Genomic DNA, 22,675 nt, shown 5'->3' on the forward strand with positions numbered 1-22,675 from the left:
CCTGCGCTCTCAGATGTCCTGGAGGCGGCTCTGCGGGCCTGCGGCCGCTGCCTGATCCGGTACGGTCAACGCCTCCGCGGCCTCGGACACGTCCTCCCGGCTCTGCACGCGCTTGAACGCGGCCAGGATCTCCAGCTCCTGGGCCGTGAAGCCGTCACGGGAGGCCCGGGTGGCTTCTTCGAGGAGGGAGAGGACCTGCCGGATCCGCACGGCGTCCTCGGCGGCTCCCCGGTGCAGAGCGCGGTACGCCGTGGCCGTGGGCCCTTGCCAACCTGCCGCGATGCTGTCGACCACCCTGTCCATATCGCGGATCTGCCGCTCCAGATGGCCCTGCATCTCATCGAGATCGTCAGCGAGCCTGGTGAGGCCGTCCTCCGAGGCCTTGAAATCAGCGTCCTGCATTCGTGCCCCCGTCATGCTCTGCGCACAGGTGTTCCGCTATGCGGAAATGATCATTTTACTAACACCTCAGGACTCCCCGGCCGCCCGGAGCAGTTCGTCCAGGCGGGCCAGGGCTGCGTCGCAGAGGCGGGCGGCCTCCAGGTCGTCGGGGGCGGCCGCGCAGGCCTGGAAGCGGTCCACGACCAGCAGGCCCTGGGTGTGGATCTCCTCGGACATCATGTGGCTTCCTCTCAGACCGCGTTGCAGGCGCGGAAGACGTGGACCAGCGCCGGCAGGCTCGCGCCGTGCTGGAAGGCGATGTACTCGGGCAGGACGGCGGAGGGCGCCCACTTCTGCTTGTACTCGAGCTGCGTGCGCGCCGGGTAGATGTGCGCGCCGTGCTCCCACAGGTGCTCCATGAACCAGTGGAAGCCCAGGCTGTGGCCCGGGAACTGGGGGGCCGTCAGCGAGGTGAAGGGGGTGAAGCCGAAGTGCAGCCAGCGGGTGCCCTCGGCCGTGAACACGTCGATCGCGGCCTTGTTGAGGGCCTCCATCACCCCGGGCGGCGAGTCGGGCTGCCGGCGGCTCAGGTCGTGCATCCAGCCCGCCTGCGGGCCGTAGACCGGGGCGTAGGAGACGTAGCCGATCAGCTGCCCGTCGCGGACGGCGGCGAAGAGGCGGCGCAGGTGCTGGTAGCGGCCGCCGGTCTGGCCGACGAGGAATTCGAGGGGCTTGACCCCTTCGCCCTTGGTGGCGAGCCAGGCCGTGTCGAGCTCCGCGATCTGGTGCGCGTGGTCCTCGTACGGGACCTCCTTGATCTCCAGGCCGCTGCGCAGGGCGCGGGAGATCTTGTTGCGCAGCTGCATGAACTTGGTGCCGGCCAGGGTGAAGGCCTCCAGGTCGACGGCGTACGAGGCGCCCATCTGGTTCACGGTGAAGCCCTGGGCGACGTAGACGTCGGCGTCCGCGCCCTGGAGCTGTACGGACACGATCTCGCGGCCCTCCTCGGCGGCGAAGGCGGTGAAGCCCGCCAGCAGCCGCGCCCGGGGGCCGTCCGGCCCGGCGGGGGCGAAGGGGGCGAAGGGGCCGCCGAACTGGACCAGGTAGCGGCCCACCGGCCGGTACACGATCACCCCGGGCACGTCCGGCAGCCGAAAGTAGCTGTTCCCGTCGCTGAAGGCGAAATACGCGCTCGGATTTCCGGCGTCCGCATACTGCCGGATGGCGTCGAGCGCGACATCCGACTCCAGAATTGTTCCGGTCATTTCAGATCCATTCTCGCGCCGACAACTGCCTCACTTATGGCACGCGGAGCGTCCCGTCACAACCCCCACACCGCCCCCCGGTCAGCCGCCGGTCAGGGACGGGTCAGTTGAAAACGCTGGTCAGAAGGGCGTCAGGCCTCAGTCAGACGGTGAGTGAAAGACTTCTCAGCGCATATTGACTTTCGGATCACGGGGAATCCCCGACGGTTCGGAGGAGAATTCCGAGACAGCCCGAGGAGAACACGGCGATGCGTTCCCTGACGACAGCGCGCGGGATCTGCGAGCAATTCCACGCAGGCCTTCTCGACGCACTCGAAGAGCTGCCGCTCATGGCCCGGGAGGGCGCGGACAGCCCGGTTCTGGAGCTGTACCGCAAGCACGGCGGTCCCGGGCTGCTCGTGCCGGCCGCGTACGGCGGCGCGGCCGCCTCCGCGCTCGAGGCGGTGCGGGTGCAGCGGGCGATCGCCGCCGCCTCGCCCTCGCTGGGCGTGGCCACGGTGATGCACCACTTCACGGTGGCGATGCTGTTCCGGCTGGCGGAGGTCGCGGACCGGCTCACCCCGGCCCAGCTGAAGCTGATGTCGGCGGTGGCCTCCGACGGGCTGCTGCTGGCGTCCGGCTGGGCGGAGGGGCGTACCGACCAGAACATCCTGGCGCCGGCGGTGATCGCCGACCGCACCCCGGGCGGCTACCGGGTCAACGGCTCGAAGAAGCCGTGCAGCCTCTCCCGTTCGATGGACGTGCTGACGGCCAGTGTGATGGTGGCGCACGACGACGGGCGCACCTCGCTGGCGCTGATGCTGATCCCCGCCTCCTCCCCCGGGATCGGGACCCGGCCCTTCTGGGCCACTCCGATCCTGGCCGCGTCGCAGAGCGACGAGGTGCTGCTGACCGACGTGGAGGTTCCCGAGGAGCTGGTCATCCACAGCACCCCCGAGGACGCCGAACGGCTCGACGACCTCCAGACGGCCGGGTTCACCTGGTTCGAACTGCTCGCCACCTCCTCGTACGTGGGCGCCGCTTCCGCGCTGGTCGCCCAGGTGCTGGAGGGCGGCCGCGGCAGCGCGGCGGAACGCGCGCAGCTGGCGGTCCGCCTGGAGGCGGCGGTGTCCCTGGTGGAGGGCGCGGCCCGGTCCCTGGAGGACGGCACCGAGGGCGACGAGGCGGTCGCGGCGGTGCTCACCGCCCGCTACGCGACCCAGGACCTGCTGGCCCAGACCGTCGACCAGGCCGTGGAGATGCTCGGCGGGATGGCCTTCATCCGCTCCGCCGACGTGGCGTACCTGTCCTCCGCGGTGCGCGCCCTGGCCTTCCACCCGCCGTCGCGCGCGAGCGTCGCCGCGGAGCTGGCCGACTACTTCGCCGGCAGTCCCCTGCGGCTGTCCTGACCCAGCGTCATCCGCAGCCCGGCCCGCGCGCCCGCCTGCCCGTCGGAAGGACGACCCTCATGGACATCAAGAACCCGGTGGAATCGCCGGTCACCTTCAACCTGCACCGCCTGGAGTACCTGGTCGCGTTCGCCGTGACGATCGGGTTCATCCTGTGGCACTTCACGGACATCAACTGGTTCGCGGCGATCGGCCTGTTCCTCTACATCGACCTGCTCGGCTACATCCCGGGCGCGATCGCCTACCGGCGCAGCGCCACCAAGCAGATCCACAAGGCGTACTACGTCCTGTACAACTCGATGCACAGCCTGCTGAGCGTGGCCGCCGTGGGTCTGCTGTGGATGTGGCTGATCGGGCCCGAATGGGCGCTGCTGGCGCTGCCGTTCCACGTCTTCGGCGACCGGGGTGTCTTCGGGAACTTCCTCAAGCCCTTCGGTCTGCCCTTCGAGCCGGAGTCCACCCCGCTGGTCGAGCAGGTGACGGCGATGCTGAAGCGCCGCTCGGCCACCGACGGCCCGGTCCCGCTGCCGTACGGGGAACACCCGGCGACCATCGCCGCCACCGGCGCGGCCCCGGCCGTCGGAGCGAACCGGTGAGCCGCTACCCGGCCTGGCTGACGGACCGCAGCGCCTCGGTGCCGGCCGAGGGCTACGAGGACCCGGAGGCGGCCCGGCTCGCGCTGCGCCGGCTGGCGTCGAGCGTGACGGTGCTGACCGTCAGCCGCGACGGCGTCCGGCACGGCACCACCGCCAGCGCCGTGGTCACCCTGTCCCGGGACCCGCTGGTCCTGGGCGCGTGCCTGCGGCCCACCTCGACCTTCGCGGCGATGGTCCGCCGGGCGGGCAGGTTCTCGGTGAACGTGCTCGGCTCCGCGCAGCAGGACGTGGCCCGGCGCTTCGCCAATCCCTCGCGGCCGCTGGGCGACGCCCAGTTCGAGGGCTTCGACTGGTCCACCGACCCGCTCACCGGGGCCCCGCTGATCGGCGGGAGCCTCGCCCACATGGCCTGCCGGGTGCTGGGCTGGCACCAGGTCGGGGACCACGACATGCTCCTCGCCGAGGTCACGGGCGGCAGCCACACGGTCGACTCCCCGATGCTCAGCTTCGCCGGCCGGATGCACAGCGCCTGCGTCACCCCCGCCGCCTCCGCCTCCGTCTCCGTTCCCGCGTCCGCCTCCGTCTCGGTTCCCGCTTCCGCTTCTCCCAGTGAGGTTGTGTCATGACCACCGCTTCGCAGATCCCCGTCGAGGCCGACTGGGACCGTGCGCCCAACCTCCTCGACGGCGCCCAGGAGATGACCCTGACCGCCGAGGAGTGCGACCTGGGGTACTGGCTGTCGGCCGTCGCGCAGGGGACCCTGCGCGGCCGGGCCGAGGCCGGGCACGCCGCCGCCACCCCCGCGCACATGCGGGAGGAGGGGCCGCTGCGGCAGGCGCTCGTCCTGGAGCTGGGCAACCGCTCGCTGGCCGAGTCCCGCGCGGTGGAGGTGCTCTCCCATTACGTGATCGGCGCGCCCGGGGTCGTCGAGCAGGAGTTCTTCACCACCCAGGTGGTCGACGAGGCCCGGCACGCGATGATCTTCCGCAAGCACCTGGTGGACCTCGGGGTGCCCGAGGCGGGGCTGCTGGGCTTCATCAAGGAGCAGGGCGCCGACTACACCCGGCGGGTGCTCAATCCGATCGCCGAGTTCGCCACCACCGTGGTGCGCGACGAGGGCGACTTCATCGGCGCGGTCGCGGTGTTCACCATCGTCATCGAGGGGGTGCTGGCGCCCGCCGCCGAGCTGAGCGAGCGCAAGTGGACCCTGCTGGACCCGGCCGCCGCGGAGATCGCGCGCGGGGCGTCCATCGACGAGATCCGCCACCTCACCGTGGGCAGCTCCATCGTCCGCGAGCACCTGGCGCTCAATCCCTCGTACCGGCCGCGGCTGATCGAGCTGATCCGGCGCGGCCGGCAGCTGTGGGACGAGCTGCCCTCGGAGGAGTTCGTGCTGGAGCGCGAGGAGCTGTTCCAGCAGGGCATGTTCGCGCACGCCGGACTGCTGGAGGGCTACGAGGTGTTCCCCGGCTGCAAGCTGCTGGAGACCACGCCCAAGCAGCGCTACGACCTCGCCGAGCAGTGGACCGACGACATGGCCGAGGTGCGGCTGCCGTACATGGGCATCCCGGAGGCCGTCGACATCATCCGCAACCACCCGAGGTGATCCGGTGACGTCCACCCTGGTCCGTAACGACACCGGGGCGGCGCAGGGCGGCGGGCTGCGCCGGACCCTGACCACCCCCCGGATCGTCTTCCTGGTGGTCGCCGCGGCGGCCCCGATGTCCGGGGTGGTGGGCTCGGTGCCCCTCGCCTACGCCATCGGCAACGGCGCCGGGGTGCCCGCCACCTTCGCCCTGGCCGGGCTGATCCTGCTGTGCTTCTCCGTCGGGTACGCGGCGATGAGCCGGCACGTGGTGGGCGCGGGCGGCTTCTACACGTACATCGGGCAGGGTCTGGGGCGGCCGCTCGCCGTCGCGGGCGGGCTGACGGCCGTCGTCGCCTACACGGCGGCGGTCGCGGGCGTGGCCGGCGCCTTCGGGTACTTCGCCGAACTCGTCTCCACCGCCCACGGCCTGCCGGTCCCCTGGACGGTGTGGACGGGCGGGGCGCTGGCCCTGACGGCGGTCATGGGCTACCGGCGGATCGACCTGAGCGCCCGGCTGCTGGCGGTGCTGATGGTCGCCGAGGTGGCGGTGCTGGGTCTGCTGGCACTGGCCATCGGCGTGCGGCACGGGGCGGACACCCTGCCCGCCGCCGCCTTCCGGCCGGAGACGGTACTGACCCCGGGGCTCGGGGTGGCGCTGATGTTCGCGCTGATCTCGTACGTGGGCTTCGAGGCGGCCGCGCTGTACGGCGAGGAGAGCCGCGACCCGCGCCGCAGCGTGCCCGTCGCCACCTACACCTCCGTGGTGCTCATCACCGTGTTCTTCGCGGTGATCAGCTGGGCGGCGGTCGGGGCGATCGGCCCGGACCGGGTCGCCGACACCGCCGGCGAGGAACTGGGCGACCTGTTCTTCCACCTGTCGGACAGCTACCTGGGCGGCTTCGCGACGAGCGTGATGCAGGTGCTGCTGTGCACCAGCCTGTTCGGGGCGCTGCTCGGGCTGCACACCGCCGCGGACCGGTACCTGTTCGTCCTGGGCCGGGAGCGGGTCCTGCCGGGCTCGCTGGCCCGGGTGCACCCCCGGCACGCCTCCCCGCACCGGGCGAGCGTGGTGCTGTCGGTGGCAACGGCCGCCGTGTGCGCCCTGTTCGCGCTCGCGGGGGCGCATCCGTACACCAACCTGGCCACCACGATGCTGGCGCTGGGCACGGTCGGGATCGTCGCCCTCCAGGCGGCGGTGGCCGTGGCGGTGCTGGTCTTCTTCCGCCGGCACCCCGAGGCGCACTGGTGGCGGACCCGGCTCGCGCCCGTACTGGCCCTGGCCGGGCTGGTGGGCGCGCTCTGGCTGCTGCTGGACAACTTCGCCCTGGTCACCGGGACCACCTCCGCGTGGGTGAACCGGATCCCGTGGCTGATGGTCGGCGCCGCCCTCGGCGGGCTCGGCTACGCCTGGTGGCTGCGGTCCCGCTCGCCGGGGCGGTACCGGGCCATCGCCACCGCGCACGTCACCGACGAGGACTGAGGAGCCGTCATGCACGACCCGCACAGCCTGCTCCAGGAGGAGGCGGAGGCCGATCTGGCCCGCCGCGGACACGTCCTGGACCGGGCCGCCCTGCGCGACCTGACCGAACAGCGCGCCCGGCTCATCGCCGAGCGGGACAAACTGCGGGCCGAGCAGAACCGCTCCGCCCGAAGCGCCAACGGGGGGCACCGTCGGCCGGACGAGGCGGCGCGGGCCCGGATGCAGGAGGCCAAGGAACGCCTGCGCTCGGTGTCCGAGGAACTGAGGCAGGCGGAGGAAGCGCTCGGCGCGCTGCTGCTGGCCGTGCCGAACCGGCCCTACCCGGACGTCCCCGACGGGACCGAGCAGGACCCGCCGGTGGTGCGCCGGGTCTGGGGGGAGGTGCCGGGCTTCGAGTTCACCCCGCGCGACCACGTGGACATCGGGACCCGCCTGGGGATCCTGGACCAGGTGCGCGCCGCCAGGCTGTCGGGCTCCCGGTTCGCCGTGACCCGGGGGGCCGGGGCCCGGCTGGAGCGGGCGCTGGCGGCGTTCCTGCTGGACCTGCACACCACCGAGCACGGGTACACCGAGCACGGGGTCCCGCACCTCGTGAGCCGGGAGACGATGACGGGCACCGGGCAGCTGCCGAAGTTCGAGGACGACCTGTTCCTGACGAACGCCGCCGACCGGGACCTGCTGCTGATCCCGACGGCCGAGGTGCCGCTGGTCAACCTCTACCGGGGGGAGACCCTCCAGGAGGGCGAGCTGCCGCTGGCCCTGACCGCGTGCACGCCCTGCTACCGGGCGGAGGCCGGCTCGTACGGCCGGGACACGCGGGGGCTGGTGCGGCTGCACCAGTTCGAGAAGGTCGAGCTGGTGCGCGTCTGCCGCCCGGAGCGGTCCGCCGAGGAGCTGGAGCTGCTGACCGGGCACGCGGAGACGGCGCTGCGGCGGCTGGGGCTGGCGCACCGGGTCGTGGAACTGCGGGCGGGGGACCTCGGGTTCGCCGCCCGGCGCACCTACGACATCGAGGTGTGGCTGCCGGGCCAGGGCACCTACCGGGAGATCTCCTCCTGCTCCGACTGCGGGGACTTCCAGGGCCGCCGCGCCGGCATCAAAGTCCGGGACCGGGACGGGCGCAAGGCGTTCGCCGCGACGCTCAACGGTTCGGCGCTGCCGGTGGGCCGTACGCTCGTCGCGATCCTGGAGCAGTACCAGCGCGCGGACGGCTCGGTGGCCGTGCCGCCCGCGCTGGCCCCGTACACGGGTTTCTCGGCGATCGCCCCCGACGGTTCGCCGGTGGTCAGCGCGCCATGAGCCCGGCGGCCCGTACCTGCGCCTGCGCCTGCGCCCTGGCCAGCGCCCGTGCCCGTGCCCGTACGAGGTCACGGGCCTGGTCCGGGTCCGGCCAGGTCAGGACGGTGACCGGGGGGAGCTCCCGGGAGACGAAGGCGGTCATCGCCCACGGGGAGTCCTGCCGGGTGGGCTGGAGCGCGGTGTGGCCGTGCCAGGGCAGGGCGCCGTGCCCGGCGATCCCGCGCAGGGTGACGGAGCCGTCCTGGCCGAAGGCGAGGTCGACCTCCCTGGCCCCGTCGGTGAGGCCGCGGCCGGTGGCCTTGACGGCGGCCTCGAGCAGGGTCCAGGCGTGGAAGAAGGTCTCGGGGCCCACCCCGTCGGGGACCCCGGGGTAGACGAAGGTGAGCACGTCCAGGCTGGTGGTGGCCGGGCGGACCAGTTCCACGTCCACGCCGATGGGTCCGGTCTCGGTGGCGCCGAGCAGCAGCAGCCCGTCGGAGCGGGACCAGCTGACGTGGGTGCCGGGCTGGTCGGGCAGGTAGGGCTTGCCGGCCGGGTCGTAGTGGATGCGCAGGTCGTGCGCGTCGAGGCCGAGGCGTTCGGCCAGCAGGCGGCGGACGGTGAGCCGGGCACGGTAGAAGCGGTGGGCCGCACGCGCGTGGACGAACTCGGCGCCGCGCCGCAGTTCCTCCTCGGTGAGGCCCTCGGGATAGTGCGCGCTGATGTCGGTGGGAGCGACCTGGTCGAGATCGACCAGCCATGCGTCCATCGTGGTCCTTCCTTGGCTACAGGGCGAACACCTGCGTGCGGGAGCGCGCGGGGTCGCCCGGCCGGAGGTGGAGCCGCCCGGCCGCCGGGAACACCACGGCCGCGGCGACCGTGCGTTCGGCACGGATGTCACCCCGGTCGGGGACGCGTACGGGGGGACGCGCGAGCAGGGCGAAGTGGTCTTCGGCACTCGCGTCGCCGGGGAGGGCGGCGAGCCCTTCGCGGGCCGCGGCGAGGCGGCGCAGCGAGGAGTTGCGGGCGAAGACGTTCAGCTCGTCGGCGGGGGCGAAGTCCGGGTGGAGGAAGTGGTTGGTGTGGGCCAGCTCCCCGGGGGCGGCCTCGGTGACGCGCAGGTCGCCGTCGAGGTGTTCCGCGTACAGGACCCGCTCGTGGTCGCAGAGCATGAGGGAGCGGGAGCTGGCCAGCGGCAGGTCGGCGAGGATCTTCAGGGCCTGCTCGGTGCCGGACGCCGTGTCCAGGAGGTGGCGGATGGCCAGGTACGGGGGGACGCCCGGGCGCCAGGTGCCGCCGAGGACCAGGTTCAGTCCGACGGCGAGGCCGTCGCTGTTGACGCCGAGGTAGCCGAGGAGCCCGGCGAAGCTGAGCACGAGGGAGCGCCGGGCGGTGCCGGCGCGGGCGGTTTCCAGGACGGCGATGTGGGTGTCGAGGTTGCCGCTGAGGTCGACGGTCTGGGCGAGGACGGGCGGGCCGCCCGGGCCGGTGCGGGCGTAGGTGGTGCAGTCGCCGCCGGCGCGGACCTTGGAGTAGCCGGTCAGTTCGCGGCGCAGCTGGAGCAGCCAGGCCTCGTCCTCGCTGATCCGGGCCCCGTCGGCGAGGCCGGCGACCTCCTCGGCCAGGTCGGGCAGGGCCGCCTCGACCGCCTCCCGGTGGGCGGCGATCGAGGGCAGCAGGGCGGGGAGGGTCAGAGGCCGGTCGACCAGGTGGTTCAGGCGGGCCAGGCCGTCGTCGAGGAAGGCGTGCAGGGGCGTCGCCAGGGCCCGGCCGTGGGCGCGGCCGATCTCGTAGGGGGTGCCGGAGGCCCGTATGTGGGTGATGCCGGGGTCGCTCATGCCGGTACGGCCTTCTTCGGGCCGTGCGCGAGGAGCGCGCGGACGGCGGGCCATTCGGCGCGCAGGATGCTGTAGAAGACGGCGTCGCGCCGGCGGCCGCCGGGCATGTAGTTGAAGCTGCGCAGGGTGCCTTCCTCGGTGGCGCCGATGTTGGCGAGGCCGCGGCGGGCCTGGGTGTTGAGCACGTCGGTCTTGAACTCGGCGCGTTCGGCGCCCAGTACCTCGAAGGCGTGCTCCAGCAGCAGGGCCTTCGCCCAGTGGTTGACGCCCCGGCCGCGGAAGTCGCGGCCGAGCCAGGACCAGCCGACCTCCAGGCGCCGGTCGGCCTCGGCCATGTTGCCGAAGCTCATGCTGCCCGCGATGCGGCCGCTGTCCTTGTCGGTGATGACCCAGACGGCGCGGCGACCGGCGGCGTGGTCGGCGAGGTTGGCGTCGAAGAAGGCCTCGAAGTCGGCGTCGGTGTCGACGGCGGCGACGAAGTAGCGCCAGATGTCGGGGTCCATGGCCACGGCCCGGACGCCCTCGCGGTCGGCCTCGGTGATCGGGGTGAGGCGGACCCGGTCGTTCTCCAGGACGGCGGCGGTGTGCTCGGTCCAGCTCAGGGCGCTCATGGTTCAGGCTCCGGTGGTGGCGTGGTGGCGGGCGAGGGCTTCGGTGACGTCGCGCAGGGTCTTCATGTCGGCGAGGTCGTGCTCGGTGAAGTGGGCGAGGTCCACTTCGGTCTCCTCGCAGACCTCGGTGAGGAAGAGGACCTTGTTGAGGGAGGTCAGGCCGTAGGCGGAGACCATGTCGGCGTCGGGGTCTATGGCCTCGGGCTCGACCTCGGGGATCAGTACGAGGGAGAGCTGGTCGCGGGCGGCCGCTTCGATCTCGGACGGGATGTCAGGCATGGATTCCGGCCTCCTGGGCGTGCAGCGGGGAGTGGTAGGCGGCCCGGATGTCGGGGCGCTTGGGCTTGTACTGGGAGGTCAGCAGGCCGTTGCCGATGCTGAACGGCGGGTCGGCGACCAGGACCCGGCTGATCCGCTCGTCGGGGGTGGTCGCGGCGTTGGTGGCGGCGAGCCGGGCGGCGATGGCCCCGGCGTCGGCCGGCTGCGCGGCCGGGGAGACGACGGCGACGAGTTCGGTCTGGGTGGGGCTGAAGACGACGCATTCGGCGATCGCCGGGTCGGCGCGCATCAGTTCCTCGATGGGCCGGACGATGACCTTCTTGCCGTTGTCGAGGACGATGACGTCGTCGGCGCGGCCGTGCACGAAGAGGAAGCCGTCCTCGTCGAGGTGGCCGAGATCGCCGGTGCGGACGGTGCCGTCGGGTGCGAAGACCTTCTCGGAGTCGCCGGGACGGGCGTACGCGTAGTGGTTGTTGACGGGGTGGGTGCTGCGGATGCTGATCACCCCGTCCTCGCCGATCAGCACCTCCTTGCCGCGCACGGCCTTGCCGACGCTGCCCTCGCGGTGGGCGCCGGGGTGGTTCTTGGTGGCGATGCACGTCTCGTTGAGCCCGTAGCCCTCGAAGATCGGCAGTCCGGCCCCGGTGAAGAACCGCAGGACGGCGGGCGAGGCGGGGGCGGAGCCGGTCCACAGGTAGCGGATCCGGTCGCCGAACAGGGCCCGGGCCACGTCGGGCAGGGTGCGGTCCGCGGAGCGGCGCAGCCGGCCCTCGATGGTGCGGCGGGCGCTCTCGTAGAAGGCGGGGACGCCCATGACCACGGTGGGGCGGACCCGGCGCAGGGCGGCGAAGGCGGCTTCGTAGGTGGTGATGGTGACGTCGTGGCCGTGCAGCAGGGCGGAGTACACCCAGTAGCGCTGCTGGAGGAGGGAGAGGGGCAGGAAGACGAAGAGGTGGTCGTCCGGGGTGTGTTCGAAGATCTCCTGGACCGCGGTGAGGGAGCTGTCGATGCTGCCGGCGGTGGCTCCGAGGCCCTTGGGGACGCCGGTGCTGCCGGAGGTGAACTTGATGGTGGTGACGTCCTGGAAGCCCCAGGTGACGGGTGGCAGGGGGAGGTCCGGGCCGTCGCCCGGCTCGGTGAACGCCCGGACGCCGTCCATGGCGAGGGTGCCGGGGATGCCGTCGGCGGGCTGGTCGGTGCAGAGCAGGTGCAGGGAGTAGCGGTCCATGAGTGCGGTGGAAGGGGTGAACTTGCCGGGTTCCAGGCCCGCGGTCTGCGCGCCGAGCCGCAGGGCCGCCAGGTCGAGGAGCACCCACTCCAGGCTGTTGGCGGCGAGGATGCCGATGCGGTCGCCCGCGCCGATGCCGTGGCGCTCGCGCAGGTGGTGGGCGAGGCGCCCGGAGCGCGCGTACAGCTCGCGCAGGCTGATGGTGCGGGTGCCGTCCAGGCGCGCGACGTGGAGGTGGCCGCCGCGCGGCACCTGGCCGGTGATCCGCCGGATCGTCTCCGGTACCGCCGCGCCGCGGGCCTGCTGTGTCTGGTCGCGCAGTTCCCCGCGCCCCTGACGGGGCGCCGTCGGGCTCACCGGTCAGCCCTCGGCATGAGGACGGCGGCCATCGCGCGGACCGTGTCCAGCTCGGAGAACTGGTCGAGGGTGATGGTGACCCCGAACCGCTTGCGGGCCGCGGTCAGGATGCGGGCCGCCGCGATCGAGTCGCCGCCGAGGGAGGCGAGGGTGTCCAGGGCGCCGATGTCGGGGCGGCGCAGGACGGTGGACCAGATGTCGCAGAGGATCTTCTCGGCCTGCGTGGCGGGGGCGCTGCCGCCGGTCTCCTGGGCGGCGGACTGCTCGGTGCCGAGCGCGGCCAGCCGCGTACGGTCCACCTTGCCGTTGCGGGTCAGCGGCAGGTCGTCGTGCCAGAGCACGGCCGCCGGGAGCATGTAGTCGGGCAGGTCGGCGCGCAGGGCCTGGCGCACCTCGTTCAGGTGCGGGCGGTGGCCGCCGGCGGGCACGAGGTGGGCGACGAGGCGGTTGCCCTGGGCGGCGACCACGGCCCGGGAGATCTCGGCGAGTGCGGCGAGGCGGGTCTCGACCTCCCCGGCCTCGATCCGATAGCCGTTGATCTTGATCTGGAAGTCGCTGCGGCCCAGGATCTGGATGTTCCCGTCGGGCAGGTACCGGCCGAGGTCGCCGGTGCGGTAGAGGCGTTCGCCGCGCTCGGGGTCCTCCTGGAACCGCTCGGCGGTGCGCTCGGGATCGCCCCAGTAGCCGCGGGCCAGCCCGGTGCCGGCGGCGACGATCTCGCCGGTGACCCAGTCGGGGGCGTCGAGGCCGTCCCGGTCCAGGACGTAGGCGCGGTTGTTGGCGTTGGGGCGGCCGTAGGGGATGGATTCGCTGCCGTCCTCGTCCTCGCCGACGGGGTGCAGGATGTTCCAGATGGTCGTCTCGGTGGGGCCGCCGAGGGAGACGACCTCCAGGCCGGGGATCATCTCCCGCAGCTGGGCGGGCAGGGCGGGCGGGAGCCGGTCGCCGCTCATCATGACCAGCCGCAGCCCGGGCGGTACGTCGCCGTCGGCGCGGGCCTGGCCGTGGAGCAGTCCGACGATGGCGGGGACGGAGTTCCACACGCTGACGTGGTAGAGCCAGCACAGTTCGAGCCAGTGGGCGGGGTCGGCGGCCCGGTCGCGGTCGGGCATGACCAGGGCCGCGCCGGCCGACAGGGCGCCGAAGACGTCCCACACCGACAGGTCGAAGTTGAAGGCGCTGACGGCCATGAACCGGTCCTCGGGGGTGATCCCGAAGCGGGCCTGGCAGTCGGCGACGACATTGGCGACGTTGCGGTGGGTGACCATGACGCCCTTGGGGGCGCCGGTGGTCCCCGAGGTGTAGAGGACGTACGCGAGGTCGTCCGGGCCGGACCCGGGCAGCCGGTCGGGGACCTCGGCGCGGCCGGAGCAGGGGCGGGTCAGGTCGAAGGAGGCCATGGAACCGGCGGAGGTCCAGCCGGTGTTGGTCAGCACGCAGCGCACCCGGCCGTCGGCGAGCATGTACTCCTGCCGGGCGGCGGGCAGGCCGGCGTCCACGGGCAGGTACGCGGCCCCGGCGAGGACCGTCGCGAGGATGCCGACGATCTGCTCGGGTCCGCGGTGCATGACGAGGCCGACCAGCTCGCCGCGGCCCACGCCCTGTTCGCGCAGCCAGGTGGCGGCGGTGGCGGCCCGGTGCAGGAGTTCGCCGTAGCTGACGGTCCGCCCGGAGGTGAGGATCGCGGGCGCGGCGGGGGTGCGGGCGGCCTGGGCGACGATGGCGTCCCCGAGCATCTCCTCGGGCATCTCCACGGCGGTGTCGTTGGCCGCGGCACGGCGTTCGCGCTGGGCGGGCGGCAGCAGGTCGAAGCTGTGGCGCTGCCAGGCGGCCTCGTCCACCAGGGTGCGGAGCATGCTCTCGTAGCCGTGGGCGAGGTCGTCCAGGAGCCCCTCGCAGAACAGTTCGTCGATGCCGTCGAGCTGGACGACCAGCTCGCCGTGCTGCTCCATCGCGAAGGCGTTGAGCCACACCTGCGGGGTCTGGCTGACGGAGAAGACCTCCTTGCCGAAGAGTTCCAGCGCCGAGCCGTCGACCTCGCTGCTGACGTGTCCGATGGCGCTGTTGAAGGTGAACGGCATGCGCGCCCCGGCCACTCCGCCGCGGCGGCGGGCCAGTTCCTTGAGGACCTCGATGCCGGAGAAGTGCCGGTGGTCGATGTCGGTGTGCAGGCGCGTCTGCAGGGCGTGGGCGCGGTCGGCGAAGGGCAGGGAGCGGTCGATCTCCGCCTCGACGAGGAGGGTGTCGGAGAACTGGCCGATGGCCTCGAAGACGCGGGGGTGCACGGGCGGCCGGTTGGCGACGGTGGTGGTGAGGGTGAACCGCTCCCCCGCGCCCCAGGTGGCCAGGGTCTCGGCGTACGCGGCGAGCAGCAGCGCGGAGGGGGTCAGGCCCTCGGCGCCGGCCCGTTCCTTCAGGGCGTTCCAGGCGGTGCGTTCCAGGCGGACCTCGCGCGGGGTGAAGCGGGTGCCGGACAGCGCGGCGGGGCTGGTGCGCAGCGGCAGGTCGGGGTGGGGGGCGAGGTCGTCGCAGCGCTGCGTCCAGTACTCGCGCGAGCGCCGGGCGGGGGCCCGGTCGCGGGCGGTCTCGAGGGCGGCGAGGTAGTCCTCGTAGGGGAGTTCCTCGTGGACCTCGGCGGTGGGGTTCTGGTAGGCGTGCCACCAGGCGCGGAAGAACAGGAACATGCTGATCCCGTCCATCACGAGCCCGTCGTGGCCGACGTGGAGGACCATCCTGTCGTCGTCGAGGATGGTCGCGTCGACGGTGAGCAGGGGGGCCTGGTCTGCGGGCAGCACCTGGTGGGAGCGCATCTCGCGCAGTTCGGTGCGGATGAGCTCCTGCTGGCGGGGGCTGTGGGCGCGCAGGTCGAGCACGCCGATCCGGGGTGCGGTCCCGTCGTGTTCGGTGGCCTGGCGTTCGTCGGAGAGGAAGCGGGAGCGCAGGGCGCTGTGCGCGGCGACGACGGTGTCGAGGGAGCTCTGCAGCCGGTCGAGGTCCCAGTCGCCCTCGATCTCGTGGAAGACGTGGCTGGAGACGTCGCCGATCTCGAAGATGCCGCTGCGGCCCAGGTAGTAGCTGCGCTGGAGCGGGGTGAGGGGGAAGCCGGGGCCGTGTTCGGCCTCGCGGGCCAGGTGGGCGACGAGGGCGGGCTTGGCGGCCTTGACGCGGGAGATGAACTCGGTGTCCATCCGGTCGCGGTTGCCCTGGAGGCGCAGGTCGCCGTCGGCGAGGGCGACGGACAGCCCGCGCTCGGCTATCTCGCGCAGGATCTGGCGGGTGTTCATCGGGCCTCCCCCGAGGTCAGGGCGGCGACGGCGGAGGGCTCGGCGCGCTCGGCGATGACGGCGGCGAGTTCCGCGAGGGTGCCGCCGTGCAGGAGTTCGTCCATGGAGAGGTCGACGTCGAGGGCGTCGAGGATCTGGTACTGGACGGTGACGGCCTGGAGGGATCCGGCCGCGAGCTGGGTGAGGGTGCGGTGGGCGATCTGCTCGTCCTCGGCCAGGCGCAGGGCGGTGCGGGCGACGCCGGTGAGCCAGGGGGTGAGGGCGCTGCCGGCGTCGGTGGCGCTGCCGGTGTCGGGGGCGGGCTGGAAGAAGACGGCGTCGGCGAGGGCGAGTGCGGTGCCGGGGGCGAGGAGTTCGACCGTACGGGGCCACGTGCCCGGGGTCTCGGCGCCGAGGGCGGCGGCGAGGCGGGCGGCGAACCGGGGCATGACGGGGGCCGCGGCGTGCGCGAGGAGGCGGGCGGCGGCCAGTTCGAGGGCGACGGCGGTGCGGTTCTCGTCCTCCCAGCCGGGGGTGTCGGTGAGGAGGCCTTCGGCGCGGGTGAAGCGGACGGTGTCGCGGACGATGCCGTCGAGTTCGGCGGCGGCCTGGTTGAGGGAGAAGGAGTCCTTGCCGAGGGCCGCGGTGACGGCGGTGAGGCGGGTGCCGAGCCGGGCCAGGAAGGCGGTGTGCTCGGGGGTCCAGTTCCCGGCGTCGGGGGCGCGGCCGCCGTGGTGCTTGGCGACGCGGGCGCCGAGGTCGGTCAGCCAGTGCTGCCAGGTGCCGATGAGGGTGTCGCCGAGGGTGGCCTCGTAGGCGGCGCGCCGGAAGTCGGTGCGCAGGCCCTCGGGGCGGGTGGAGGCGAGGAAGTAGCGGACGGCGTCGACGGTGTCGGGGGTGAGGACCTCCTTGCCCCAGATGGCGTGCCGGCGGCTGGTGGAGAACTTCTGGCCCTCCAGCAGGTAGAACTCGTTGACGTGGTAGTCGATGTCGGGGGTCCAGCCGGGGAAGGCGAGCTGGTAGAGGACGGGGTAGAGGACCGAGTGGTAGAAGCTGTTGTCGTAGCCGAAGAAGTGGACGATCTTCCAGTCGGGGGCCGGGGCCGAGGCCTGCCAGGGGCGGCCGAGGCGGGCGCCCAGTGACTGGATGCCGTGCAGGAAGCCGTAGCTCATCTCGGGCCAGACCCAGATGACCTGCCCGTCGGTGTCGCCCTCGCGCGGCTCGACGCCCCAGCCGGAGGGGTGGGTGAGGGGGATGTCCAGGGCGGGGCGGCGGAAGAGCCGGTCGGCGAGTTCGCGCAGCCGGGCGGGGACCCGGCCCAGGCGGTGGTGGGCGCGGACCTCCCCGGCGTAGGCGTGCAGGGGCAGGGTCCAGCGGGCGGCGGGGGCCAGGCGCGGCGGGGTGGTGGCGGGTCCGGCGCCGGCGGGGCGGGGGTCGGCGAGGTCGGCGACGGTGTTGGGTTCCCCGCACTCCTCGCAGATGTTGCCCGAGGTGGCGCCGCCGCAGCCGGGGCAGCCGCCCTTGACGTCGGCCTCGTAGAGGTAGCGGCCGCTGGCGCCGTCGTAGAGGGCGTCCCGTTCGGTGACGGCGATCTCGCCGGAGGCGACGATGCGGCTGAAGAAGTCCTTCAGTCCCTCGCGGTAGCCGGGGTCCTGGTCGGTGACCGTGTACTGGTCGACGGGTATGTCCATCAGCCGCAGGGTTTCGGCGATCTCGGCGCTGTAGTGGGCGGCGGTCTCGGAGGGGGTGCGGCCGTCCTCGCGGGCGGCGCCGAGGACGTAGCTCTGGTAGTCGTCGCTGCCGGTGAGGTGGTAGGCCTCGGCGCCGTTCATGCGCTGGAAGCGGGTGAAGGCGTCGGCTCCGAGGTAGGGGCCGCAGAGGTGGCCCAGGTGCAGGTCGCCGTTGGGGGTGGGCGGGGTGGAGAAGACGAAGACCGGGCGGTCCGCGAAGCCCTCGCGGGCGGGGGCGGTGGCGGAGGCCATGGCCCGCTCGGCGTCGCGCCAGTACTGGGTGAAGAAGACCAGGTCCTCCCCGTCGCCCTCGCTGTTCTTCACGCTGGTGTTCTGCAAGACGTGGGACTCGAAGGGTTCGAAGAGGACGACGGTCCCGGGGGCGGCCGGGTGGCTTTCGCCGTCGACGAGGAACTCGCCGCGGCCGGAGACGACGACGAACAGCTCGGTCTCGTCGTGGTGGTGGCTGTCGGTGGCGCCGCCGGGCGCGACGCGGCCCCAGCCGGCGCCCGTGCCCAGGCCCTCCACGCCGCTCATGTCGATGCCGAAGGCCTGCTCCAGGACGTCGGCGTCATAACTCGCGATGATCATGTCGTGGCCTTTCGCGGGGACGGAAGGGAAGGGATCAGCCCGGCGGCGCGGGCGGCCAGCGCCGGGGCCAGGCGGTAGCCGGAGCCGCCGGCGGCGCCCGCGAAGACGAGCCGGCCGTAGGGGTCGAGGCGGGTGACGAGGGGGGTGCCGCCGGGTCCGTACGCGTCGCAGAAGACCCGGCCCGACCGGCAGTGGGCGGCCAGGCCCGGGGCGTAGCGGGTGAGCAGGGCGCGGGCCTCGCGCAGGTGGCCGGCGGTGAGGGCGGGGTCGACGGTGGCGGGGTCGACGTCCCACTCCTGGCAGGTGTAGCTGAACAGCCAGTGCCCGCGGTGGTGCAGGGGCAGCAGGAAGGCGTCCTCGGCGTGCAGGACGAGGGCCCGGTCGCCGGGCGCCGGGGGTGTCTCCACGTGCAGGGCGACGATCTTCTTGACGCGGGCTCCGAGCGGGGCCACCAGGTCCCGCCAGGCGGGGTCGGCGAGCCAGGGCCCGGGGCAGACGACGACGTGTCCGGCGGTCAGGGTGGCGCCGCCGGTCAGGGTCAGGCGGGCGCCGCCGGGGCCGGCGGCGACGGAGGTGACGGCGACGCCCTCGCGGAAGGAGACCGCCGGGCGCAGCTCGGCGGCGAGGAGCTGGGTGAGGGTGTGGACGTCCGCGTACTGGCAGCCGTCGCCCTCCCAGGCCCCGAAGTTCTCCGGCAGCGCGGGGACGGCGGGCGGCAGTTCGGTGGTCCAGCGCAGTTTGGCCTCGGGGAGGTACGCCTCGCGCAGCTGCTCCTCGGCGGCCTCGGGTGCCAGGACGGTCATGCCGAGGGGGTGGATGGGCAGGTCGGGGCGGGCCGTGTGGAGGTCGGCGTAGAAGCGCTCGCTCTCGGCGGCCAGGGTGCGGACGGTGTCGTTGGCCCCGCGCGGGAAGTGCAGTCCGGCGGAGCGGCGGGTGGCGCCGGAGCCGATCATGTCCCGGTCGAGGACGGTGACGGTGGCGGCGGGGTCGCGGGCGAGGATCTCGCGGGCGACGAGGACGCCGAGGATGCCGGCGCCGACCACCGCGATGTCAGTGCGGGCGCCGGCGGGGCCGCCGCTGCCGGCGGCGGTGGTCCGGTAGCCGGCGGGGGCCGTGGGGTCGGGGTTCATCAGGCACTCCACCGTTCTTCCTGGGGGCCCTTGGAGGACCATTCGATGAAGGAGGCGAGCTGCTCGTCGCCGCGGACCCCGCACAGCCGGTCGGCGATGCGCCGGCTGCGCCAGGCGTTGAGGCTGAGGTTGGGGTCGGCGAGGCCGCGCTGGCCGCGGACGCCGTTCTGGACGAAGATCCGGCGGTCGGCGGGGCCGTCCCAGCGGACGGCGTAGTCCTCGTCGACGCGCAGTTCCTCGCCCTCGTGCTCCAGGCGGCCGGCGAGGGGGGCGAGGAAGTCCATGGCGGCGGGCCGGTAGCCGGTGGCCCAGACGATGACGTCGGCCTCGAACTTCTCCACGGACTCGGGCTCGCCGGTGTGGCGGGCGCAGACCTCCCAGCCGCCGAAGGGGCCGGGGCTGACGTCGAAGACCTCGCGGCCCGGGTGCAGGGCGACCAGGTCCTCGTTGCCCTCGACGAACCGGTGGACGTAGATGGTCTGGTAGATCTCGCGCAGGGTGGACTCGGAGATCCCGTCGCTGGTCAGGATGTTGCGGGAGTTCAGCGACTGGCGGCGCTCGCGCGGCAGTCCGTAGAAGTAGTCGGCGTGGCTGGGCATGTAGTAGTCGTTGGTGAAGGGCGAGTCGTCGATGGGGAAGTAGTTCTGCCGCCGGGAGATCCACGAGACCCGGCGGGGCAGTTCCCACCCCGACCGGGAGATCAGGTCGAGGAAGGCCTCCGCGCCGGACTGGCCGCCGCCGATGACCACGACCCGCTTGCCGCCGACGTCCCGGGCGGCGTGGAGGTAGTCGGCGACGTGGAACTGGGTGGGACCGAGCAGGTTCTCGCCCTGCGGCGGGACCCAGGGGCGGCTGCCGACGCCGGCCACCACGTTGTCGGCGGTGACGGTGCGGCGGTCGGTGCGGACCGTGTACACGCCGAGTCCGTCGTCGAAATCGACCTCCTGGACGCCCTCGCCGAAGACGATGTTCTCGTTGCGGCGGCTGGCCCAGGCCAGGTAGTTGCGGAACTCCAGCCTCGGCACGTCGTCGAACTGGGCGTTGAGGAAGTGGTAGACCCGCCCCTTGGCGTGCAGGTAGGACAGGAAGGAGAAGGGGTTGGCGGGGTCGGCGAGGCTGACCAGGTCCTTGAACTGCGAGACCTGGAGGCTGCTGCCGGGGATCTGCTGGCCGTCGTGCCAGCTGAAGGACTCCTTGCGGTCGAGGAAGAGATTGGGTACGTCCGGCCTGCTGTGCAGCAGGGACGCCAGGCTGAGGTTGGCCGGGCCCACGCCGACTCCCACGCAGCGGAAGTGCGTGATGCCCGGCCGGAAGCTCTCGTGCCCCATTGTCGGAACCTCTCGTTCGATTCGGTGGGTGAGGTGAGGGGAGGGGTGGGTGGGGTGAGGGAGCGTCAGGCGGTCATGCCGGTACTCCTGAGGGGGTGGAGGCGGTTTCCTCGTAGGTGCCGCCGAGCCCGTGGGCGGTGAGGAACGTGAGCCGGCGGGCGGCCTCGCGGGGGGTCTCGGCGGCGCGGTTCAGGCCGGCGGGGAGGGCGCCGGCCAGGATCCGGGTGACGCCGTGGGCGAGGGGGAGGGAGACGCAGCGGGCCATCGCGGACTCGGCGGGGTCGCCGGTGAGGTCGAGCAGGCGTGAGCCGCGCCAGCGCCCGCCGGCCCTGGTGCGCAGCTCCAGGGAGACGGACAGCACGACGCGGTCGCGGTCGGCGGGGGTGGTGGGGTGGCGGGCGGCGAGTTCGGCGGCCAGGGCGCGGACGGCCTCGGTGTCCCCGGTGGAGACGGTGTCGAAGACCTCCCGCCAGGCGGCGCGCCAGCCGGCGTTGCGCAGGGTGCCGCGGACGAAGGTGTCGAGGTGCCAGTAGTACGGGATGCCGTACTGGGCGACGAAGGGGAGGCTGTCGCGGTTGGGGTAGGCCTCGAACTCCTCCCCCGCCAGGGTCAGGCCGCGTGTGGCCTCCCAGGGGCGCGGGGCGGTGACCTCGCCGCCTTCGGCCACGTAGCGGGCCGGGGAGCCGAGGGCGGCGAGGACTCCGTAGGGGGCCCAGCTGAAGCGGTAGCGGAAGGGGCCCGGGACCGCCGGGACGCCTCCGCAGTAGGAGGCGAACACGGCGGTGGCCGGTAACGGGCCGACGGCCTCGCGGGCCCGGGCGACCAGGTCGTGGGCCATCAGGTGGTCGATGCCGGGGTCGAGTCCGGCTTCGGTGAGGACGACGGTACGGCGGTGCGCGGCCGCCCGCCGCGCCTGCTCGGCCAGCTCCGGGGAGGAGTAGCTGGTGCAGGCGAAGTGGGCGCCGCGGTCGGTGGCCAGGCGCAGCAGCGGGGCGTGTTCGGCGGCCGGGAGCATGGAGACGAGGACGTCGCCCGCGCCCGCCTCGGCCGCCAGGGCGGCCGGGGTGAGGGCGCGGACCTCGGCGCGGCCCGCCAGGCCGAGGGCGGCCAGGCGGGCGGCGGCGCGTTCGGCGGTGCGGTCCCACAGGACCACGCGGCGGGCGCGTTCGCAGAGGAGGGAGAGGCCGGAGCGGCCGGTGGACAGGCCGGTGCCTATCCAGTGGACGGTGCCGGAGGCCGGAGCGGCCGGGTCAGTGGACAAGGGGTGCCTCCTGGGCTTCGACGGCTGCCTCGAAGGTGTGCAGGGCGCGGGCCCAGACGCCGTCCCACTCGGCCAGCCGCAGCAGTTGCGGGGTGAGTTCGGCGGAGAAGGCGGTGCTGGCCTCGACGGGGAGGAGGGAGGGGAGGTTGTCGATGGCGATGAGGTCGAGGGGGCGCTCGCCGTCGCGCAGGGTGCGTACGGGCTGCGTCCAGGTGGTGGTCTCCACGTAGACCGGCAGGACGTTGCAGTCGGAGGTGACGTCGCAGGTGACGTCGCTGACCAGGGAGAGCCGGCGGGCCGGGTCGTCGAGGTCGGCCTTGGTCAGGAACGGCGGCACGGGGGTGGTGGTCAGGACGGTGTTGACCAGCAGGTCGTGGCCGAGGAGGGCGGCGCGGTCGACGGGCCGGGTCTCGGGGAGGTCCCAGCGGGTGGGGGCCAGGCCGGCCTGGACGAGGGCGTCGCAGGCGCCGCGCCCGCAGCGGCCGAGCGCGCCGATGACGAGGGCGGCGGTGGGGTCGGGGGCGGTGGGGCCGGGGGCGGCCGCGCCGGCCGCGAGCAGGGCGTCCAGGGTCGGGCGGTCCGTGGGGCTCAGCGGGGCGGTGAGGGCGCCGCGGTGGTGCAGGACGGCGAGGGCGGCGCCGATGTAGCCGGCCCAGTAGCCGAAGGCGGCGACGCGGCGGCCGGCTTCGTCGGTGAGGTACTCCATGTCGAGCAGGGCGCCGCCGCCGGCGGTGAAGCGGGAGAGCAGCTCGCGGGCGCCGGCCTGGCCCTTGTAGGCGTGGCCGAAGTAGATGTGGCGGTGGCGCAGCGCGGGGGCGGCGGGGCCGGCGGGGAGTTCCTTGAGGCCGAGCACGTAGGCGTCGGCGGGGGCCTGTTCGTGCCAGGAGGCGGTGCGGGCGGTGGCGCAGCCGGCGGCGGTGTAGCCGTCGAGGGGGAAGGCGCGCTGGTCCGACTCCTCGACGGTGATCCGGATGCCGGCCTCGACGAGGCGGGCGGCGTCCTGGGGGGTGAGGGGGGCCCGACGTTCGGTGAGGCGGGCCTCGTGCCGCATCCAGAGGTGAAGGCTGTCCGACATGTTGCGGT

20 protein-coding genes are annotated in these 22,675 nt (G+C 73.3%); 6 read left to right on the plus strand and 14 right to left on the minus strand.

Translation table 11 applies throughout. The features are described 5' to 3' along the window. Window positions 1-9 precede the first annotated feature (9 nt). The 3 genes from OOK34_RS32265 to OOK34_RS32275 all read right to left on the minus strand — a co-directional run bounded on the left by OOK34_RS32265 (window position 10) and on the right by OOK34_RS32275 (window position 1,646). On the minus strand, window positions 10-402 hold the full coding sequence (locus tag OOK34_RS32265; RefSeq protein ID WP_267037694.1) for a WXG100 family type VII secretion target: 393 nt from the start codon (window positions 400-402) through the stop codon (window positions 10-12). Between the two features lie 66 nt (window positions 403-468). Further along, window positions 469-621, minus strand: a complete 153-nt coding sequence (locus tag OOK34_RS32270; RefSeq protein ID WP_267037695.1) for a hypothetical protein — start codon at window positions 619-621, stop codon at window positions 469-471. Window positions 622-632: 11 nt separating this feature from the next. Continuing rightward, window positions 633-1,646, minus strand: a complete 1,014-nt coding sequence (locus tag OOK34_RS32275) for a bifunctional lysylphosphatidylglycerol flippase/synthetase MprF (RefSeq protein WP_267037696.1) — start codon at window positions 1,644-1,646, stop codon at window positions 633-635. 248 nt (window positions 1,647-1,894) lie between these two features. Between OOK34_RS32275 and OOK34_RS32280 the strand changes: the two genes are divergently transcribed. The 6 genes from OOK34_RS32280 to serS are packed head-to-tail and all read left to right on the plus strand — an operon-like array spanning window position 1,895 to window position 7,997. Beyond that, complete coding sequence (locus OOK34_RS32280) at window positions 1,895-3,034, plus strand: acyl-CoA dehydrogenase family protein (RefSeq protein WP_267037697.1); 1,140 nt, start codon at window positions 1,895-1,897, stop codon at window positions 3,032-3,034. Between the two features lie 59 nt (window positions 3,035-3,093). Further along, the gene (locus OOK34_RS32285; RefSeq protein WP_267037698.1) at window positions 3,094-3,630 is read left to right on the plus strand and encodes a hypothetical protein; all 537 of its coding nucleotides are present in this window, start codon (window positions 3,094-3,096) and stop codon (window positions 3,628-3,630) included. Beyond that, on the plus strand, window positions 3,627-4,256 hold the full coding sequence (locus tag OOK34_RS32290; protein ID WP_267037699.1) for a flavin reductase family protein: 630 nt from the start codon (window positions 3,627-3,629) through the stop codon (window positions 4,254-4,256). The genes OOK34_RS32285 and OOK34_RS32290 overlap by 4 nt, the downstream gene beginning before the upstream one ends. Further along, complete coding sequence (locus OOK34_RS32295; protein ID WP_267037700.1) at window positions 4,253-5,236, plus strand: VlmB-like protein; 984 nt, start codon at window positions 4,253-4,255, stop codon at window positions 5,234-5,236. Before OOK34_RS32290 ends, OOK34_RS32295 begins: the two co-directional genes overlap by 4 nt. A 4-nt stretch (window positions 5,237-5,240) precedes the next feature. Further along, window positions 5,241-6,698: an APC family permease gene (locus OOK34_RS32300; RefSeq protein WP_267037701.1), complete on the plus strand. Its 1,458-nt coding sequence runs from the start codon at window positions 5,241-5,243 to the stop codon at window positions 6,696-6,698. A 9-nt stretch (window positions 6,699-6,707) separates the two neighbouring features. After that, the gene (serS, locus tag OOK34_RS32305; RefSeq protein ID WP_267037702.1) at window positions 6,708-7,997 is read left to right on the plus strand and encodes a serine--tRNA ligase; all 1,290 of its coding nucleotides are present in this window, start codon (window positions 6,708-6,710) and stop codon (window positions 7,995-7,997) included. On the opposite strand, the gene OOK34_RS32310 is transcribed toward serS, so the two are convergent. The 11 genes from OOK34_RS32310 to OOK34_RS32360 form a co-directional block, all read right to left on the minus strand. Beyond that, window positions 7,984-8,745, minus strand: a complete 762-nt coding sequence (locus OOK34_RS32310; protein ID WP_267037703.1) for a 4'-phosphopantetheinyl transferase superfamily protein — start codon at window positions 8,743-8,745, stop codon at window positions 7,984-7,986. The genes serS and OOK34_RS32310 overlap by 14 nt on opposite strands. A 16-nt stretch (window positions 8,746-8,761) precedes the next feature. After that, the gene (locus tag OOK34_RS32315; RefSeq protein ID WP_267037704.1) at window positions 8,762-9,814 is read right to left on the minus strand and encodes a C45 family peptidase; all 1,053 of its coding nucleotides are present in this window, start codon (window positions 9,812-9,814) and stop codon (window positions 8,762-8,764) included. After that, on the minus strand, window positions 9,811-10,425 hold the full coding sequence (locus tag OOK34_RS32320; protein ID WP_267037705.1) for a GNAT family N-acetyltransferase: 615 nt from the start codon (window positions 10,423-10,425) through the stop codon (window positions 9,811-9,813). The genes OOK34_RS32315 and OOK34_RS32320 overlap by 4 nt, the downstream gene beginning before the upstream one ends. Window positions 10,426-10,428: 3 nt before the next feature. Continuing rightward, on the minus strand, window positions 10,429-10,704 hold the full coding sequence (locus tag OOK34_RS32325) for an acyl carrier protein (protein ID WP_267037706.1): 276 nt from the start codon (window positions 10,702-10,704) through the stop codon (window positions 10,429-10,431). Beyond that, window positions 10,697-12,184, minus strand: a complete 1,488-nt coding sequence (locus OOK34_RS32330; protein WP_267037853.1) for an AMP-binding protein — start codon at window positions 12,182-12,184, stop codon at window positions 10,697-10,699. Before OOK34_RS32330 ends, OOK34_RS32325 begins: the two co-directional genes overlap by 8 nt. 101 nt (window positions 12,185-12,285) lie before the next feature. Further along, a complete protein-coding gene (locus OOK34_RS32335; protein ID WP_267037707.1) occupies window positions 12,286-15,573 on the minus strand; it encodes an amino acid adenylation domain-containing protein in 3,288 nt (1,095 codons plus the stop codon). Continuing rightward, window positions 15,570-17,873: a class I tRNA ligase family protein gene (locus OOK34_RS32340; RefSeq protein ID WP_267037708.1), complete on the minus strand. Its 2,304-nt coding sequence runs from the start codon at window positions 17,871-17,873 to the stop codon at window positions 15,570-15,572. The genes OOK34_RS32335 and OOK34_RS32340 overlap by 4 nt, the downstream gene beginning before the upstream one ends. Next, entirely contained in the window at window positions 17,870-19,003 is a 1,134-nt protein-coding gene (locus OOK34_RS32345; RefSeq protein WP_267037709.1) for an FAD-binding oxidoreductase, read from the minus strand. The genes OOK34_RS32340 and OOK34_RS32345 overlap by 4 nt, the downstream gene beginning before the upstream one ends. Beyond that, the gene (locus OOK34_RS32350) at window positions 19,003-20,331 is read right to left on the minus strand and encodes a lysine N(6)-hydroxylase/L-ornithine N(5)-oxygenase family protein (protein WP_267037710.1); all 1,329 of its coding nucleotides are present in this window, start codon (window positions 20,329-20,331) and stop codon (window positions 19,003-19,005) included. Before OOK34_RS32350 ends, OOK34_RS32345 begins: the two co-directional genes overlap by 1 nt. A gap of 73 nt (window positions 20,332-20,404) precedes the next feature. Beyond that, entirely contained in the window at window positions 20,405-21,592 is a 1,188-nt protein-coding gene (locus tag OOK34_RS32355; protein WP_267037711.1) for a saccharopine dehydrogenase C-terminal domain-containing protein, read from the minus strand. Beyond that, the gene (locus OOK34_RS32360; protein ID WP_267037712.1) at window positions 21,582-22,667 is read right to left on the minus strand and encodes a saccharopine dehydrogenase; all 1,086 of its coding nucleotides are present in this window, start codon (window positions 22,665-22,667) and stop codon (window positions 21,582-21,584) included. Before OOK34_RS32360 ends, OOK34_RS32355 begins: the two co-directional genes overlap by 11 nt. Window positions 22,668-22,675 lie beyond the last annotated feature (8 nt).

It is taken from the genome of Streptomyces sp. NBC_00091 (genome assembly GCF_026343185.1).
Lineage (GTDB): Bacteria > Actinomycetota > Actinomycetes > Streptomycetales > Streptomycetaceae > Streptomyces.

What these genes read in the sequence shown, in the direction of transcription:
- OOK34_RS32265 (WP_267037694.1), bottom strand. Translation starts at nt 402, where the DNA reads ATGCAGGACGCTGATTTCAAGGCCTCGGAGGACGGCCTCACCAGGCTC.
- OOK34_RS32270 (WP_267037695.1), bottom strand. Translation starts at nt 621, where the DNA reads ATGATGTCCGAGGAGATCCACACCCAGGGCCTGCTGGTCGTGGACCGC.
- OOK34_RS32275 (WP_267037696.1), bottom strand. Translation starts at nt 1,646, where the DNA reads ATGACCGGAACAATTCTGGAGTCGGATGTCGCGCTCGACGCCATCCGG.
- OOK34_RS32280 (WP_267037697.1), top strand. Translation starts at nt 1,895, where the DNA reads ATGCGTTCCCTGACGACAGCGCGCGGGATCTGCGAGCAATTCCACGCA.
- OOK34_RS32285 (WP_267037698.1), top strand. Translation starts at nt 3,094, where the DNA reads ATGGACATCAAGAACCCGGTGGAATCGCCGGTCACCTTCAACCTGCAC.
- OOK34_RS32295 (WP_267037700.1), top strand. Translation starts at nt 4,253, where the DNA reads ATGACCACCGCTTCGCAGATCCCCGTCGAGGCCGACTGGGACCGTGCG.
- serS (WP_267037702.1), top strand. Translation starts at nt 6,708, where the DNA reads ATGCACGACCCGCACAGCCTGCTCCAGGAGGAGGCGGAGGCCGATCTG.
- OOK34_RS32310 (WP_267037703.1), bottom strand. Translation starts at nt 8,745, where the DNA reads ATGGACGCATGGCTGGTCGATCTCGACCAGGTCGCTCCCACCGACATC.
- OOK34_RS32315 (WP_267037704.1), bottom strand. Translation starts at nt 9,814, where the DNA reads ATGAGCGACCCCGGCATCACCCACATACGGGCCTCCGGCACCCCCTAC.
- OOK34_RS32320 (WP_267037705.1), bottom strand. Translation starts at nt 10,425, where the DNA reads ATGAGCGCCCTGAGCTGGACCGAGCACACCGCCGCCGTCCTGGAGAAC.
- OOK34_RS32325 (WP_267037706.1), bottom strand. Translation starts at nt 10,704, where the DNA reads ATGCCTGACATCCCGTCCGAGATCGAAGCGGCCGCCCGCGACCAGCTC.
- OOK34_RS32335 (WP_267037707.1), bottom strand. Translation starts at nt 15,573, where the DNA reads ATGAACACCCGCCAGATCCTGCGCGAGATAGCCGAGCGCGGGCTGTCC.
- OOK34_RS32340 (WP_267037708.1), bottom strand. Translation starts at nt 17,873, where the DNA reads ATGATCATCGCGAGTTATGACGCCGACGTCCTGGAGCAGGCCTTCGGC.
- OOK34_RS32345 (WP_267037709.1), bottom strand. Translation starts at nt 19,003, where the DNA reads ATGAACCCCGACCCCACGGCCCCCGCCGGCTACCGGACCACCGCCGCC.
- OOK34_RS32350 (WP_267037710.1), bottom strand. Translation starts at nt 20,331, where the DNA reads ATGGGGCACGAGAGCTTCCGGCCGGGCATCACGCACTTCCGCTGCGTG.
- OOK34_RS32360 (WP_267037712.1), bottom strand. Translation starts at nt 22,667, where the DNA reads ATGTCGGACAGCCTTCACCTCTGGATGCGGCACGAGGCCCGCCTCACC.